This is a genomic window from Protofrankia sp. CiP1_Cm_nod3, assembly GCF_982290655.1.
The window spans coordinates 24,755-27,958 of record NZ_CEVIVD010000036.1 but is presented as its reverse complement, the minus strand read 5'-3'; the positions used below and the strand labels follow the sequence as shown (position 1 = coordinate 27,958).

The window sequence follows — 3,204 nt, the reverse complement described above, 5'->3', positions numbered from 1 at the left end:
ACTGCCCTGACCGCGTGACGCGGCACGCGGTCAGGCGCGGACGCGGCGCGGTGTCCGGCGTGCCGGCGCACCGCGCCGATCCGTCTGGGGGACGGGTCCCGCCGCCGGTCAGCCTCGGGTGTCGGCCGGTACCGCCGCGATGCCGGGGGCGGCCGGCGCGCCGCCGGCGAACGCGACGTCCTCGTCCTGGCCGGTATAGGTCGTCACGGGCGGGCAGGTGCAGACCGGGTTGCGGTCGCCGTAGGCGCCGTCGATCCGGCGTACCGGCGGCCAGTACTTCGACTCCCGCAGGGAGGCGACCGGGTAGGCCGCCACCGTCCGGGAGTACGGGTGCGCCCACTCGTCCGCCACCAGCATGGACGCCGTGTGCGGGGCGTTGCGCAGCGGGTTGTCGCTCACCGGCCAGGTGCCCGCGCCGACCAGGTCGGCCTCCCGGCGGATCGCGATCATCGCCCGGCAGAAGCGTTCGATCTCGGTCAGGTCCTCGCTCTCGGTCGGCTCGATCATCAGCGTCCCGGGTACCGGGAACGACATCGTCGGCGCGTGGAAACCGTAGTCGATCAGCCGTTTGGCCACGTCGTCCACGGTGACCCCGGTGCTTTTCGTCAGCGGGCGCAGGTCGAGGATGCACTCGTGTGCGACCAGGCCGTCACGTCCGGTGTAGAGCACCGGGTAGTGGGACGACAGCCGCCAGGCGATGTAGTTGGCGCCCAGGACCGCCACCGAGGTGGCCCGGCGCAGCCCGGCGGCACCCATCAGCCGGATGTACGCCCAGGGGATCATCAGGATGCCCGCCGACCCCCACGGCGCCCCGGCGATCGGCCCGACACCGGTGGCCGGCCCCGCCTCGGGCCGCAGCGGATGGTTGGGCAGGTAGGGCGCGAGCCGTTCGACCACCGCGACCGGGCCGACACCCGGGCCGCCGCCGCCGTGCGGGATGCAGAACGTCTTGTGCAGGTTCAGGTGGCTCACGTCCGCCCCGAACGTCCCCGGCCGGGCCAGCCCCACCAGGGCGTTGAGGTTCGCGCCGTCGACGTAGACCAGCCCGCCGCAGGAGTGCACCAGGTCGCAGGCCCGCCCGATGCCCTCCTCGTAGACACCGTGCGTCGACGGATAGGTCACCATCAGCGCGGCCAGCCGGTCGGAGTAGGCGGACGCCTTCGCGGCCAGATCCTCCAGGTCCACGTTGCCGTCGCTGTCGCAGGCGACCACCACGACCCGCATCCCGGCCATGACCGCGCTCGCCGCGTTCGTCCCGTGCGCGGACGACGGGATCAGGCAGACGTCCCGGGCCGGCCGGCCCGCCACGGCGTGGTCGCGGTGGTAGGCGCGGATGGCCAGCAGCCCGGCGAGCTCCCCCTGGCTGCCCGCGTTCGGCTGCAGGGACACGGCCGCGTAGCCGGTGATCGCCACCAGCCACTTCTCCAGGTCGCGGATGAGCTCCAGGTAGCCGGCGGCCTGGTCCAGCGGCGCGAACGGGTGGATGTCGGCGAAGTCCGGCCAGGTCACCGCGGCCATCTCGGTCGTGGCGTTCAGCTTCATCGTGCAGGAGCCGAGCGGGATCATGCCGCGGTCGAGCGCCAGGTCCTTGTCGGCGAGGTGGCGCAGGTAACGCAGCATCGCCGTCTCGGACCGGTACCGGTGGAACACCGGATGCTCCAGGTAGGGGCTCGCCCGCACCAGCTCCGCCGGGATCGCCCGGCCAGCACCGTCGGCGGCACCCTGAGCGCTGGCGGTAGCGGCTCCGACGGCTGTGGCGTTCCGCACCGGCAGCGCGACCACCGACGGGGACGGCAGCGGCGGCACCCCGAACGCCGCCCACACCGCGTGCAGGTCGGCGTCCAGCGTCGTCTCGTTGCAGGAGATGCCGACGTGGTCGGCGTCGACCAGACGCAGGTTCAGCCCGCCGGCGAGCGCCGCGGCGACCACCTCGGCCGCCCGGGACGGCACCTGCGCGAGCACCGTGTCGAAGAAGTGCTCGTGGACGACCCGCACCCCACCGGCCCGCAGCCCCTCGGCGAGGCGCACCGCGTGGCCGTGCACCCGCCCGGCGATCCCGGCCAGCCCCCGCGGGCCGTGGTAGACGGCGTACATCGAGGTCAGCACGGCCGGCAGCACCTGGGCCGTGCAGATGTTACTGGTGGCCTTCTCCCGGCGGATGTGCTGCTCCCGGGTCTGCAGGGCCAGCCGGTAGGCGGGTTCGCCGTCGGCGTCCACCGACACCCCGACCAGCCGGCCCGGCAGCGACCGCTCCAGGCCGGCGCGTACCGCGATGAAACCCGCGTGCGGGCCGCCGAAGCCCAGGCCCAGCCCGAACCGCTGCGCGCTGCCGACCGCGATGTCCGCCCCGAACTCACCCGGCGCGGCCAGCAGCGTCAGCGCCAGCGGGTCGACCGCCACCGCCACGATGATCCCGCGGCCGCGGGCCTGTTCGATCACCGGGCGCGGGTCCCGCAGCGCGCCGTCGGCGGCCGGGTACGCCAGCAGGACGCCGAACGCCGACTCGGCCAGGTGTTCCGGTATACCGGCCGAGAGGTCCATGACGACCACCTCGATCCCCAGCGCCCGGGCCCGGGTACGCAGCACCGCGATCGTCTGCGGCAGCGTCCCCACGTCCACGACGAACCGTGTCTCGGGCTTCTTTGCGGCCCGGCGGGCAAGCTGCATGGCCTCGGCCGCGGCGGTCGACTCGTCCAGCAGCGAGGCCCCGGCCGTCGCGAGGCCGGTCAGATCGGCAATCATGGTCTGGAAGTTGAGCAGCGCCTCCAGGCGCCCCTGGGAGATCTCCGGCTGGTACGGGGTGTACGCCGTGTACCAGGCCGGGTTCTCCAGGACGTTGCGCTGGATCACCCCGGGCAGCACCGCGGGATGGTAACCGAGGCCGATCATCGAAGGCACCGGGCGGTTCCGGCTGCCCAGCCGGCGCAGTTCGGCGAGCACCTCCGGCTCGCTCGCCGCCGGTGGCAGGTCGAGGGTGCTGTCCCGGATCACCTCCGGCACCGCGGCCGCGACCAACGCGTCCAGGCTGGCGTGGCCGAGCCCGTCGAGCATCTTCCGGCGCTCGTCCGCGTCCGGCCCGATGTGCCGGTCGGCGAAGGTGAGCGTCTCGGTGAGCGGCGGGCCGGCCCGGCGCGCCGCCGCGGCCGGTGTGGGCTCGGCCCGCCAGGGCTGTGTCCGGGTGGGCCGCGGTGCCCGCTCGGGCTG

At 74.2% G+C, this 3,204-nt stretch carries 1 protein-coding gene; it reads right to left on the bottom strand.

What is annotated here, in order from left to right; genetic code table 11:
* Positions 1 to 108 precede the first annotated feature (108 nt).
* A partial coding sequence (gene gcvP, locus AC5LUJ_RS09740; RefSeq protein ID WP_493464803.1) for an aminomethyl-transferring glycine dehydrogenase occupies positions 109 to 3,204 on the bottom strand: 3,096 nt, incomplete at its 5' end.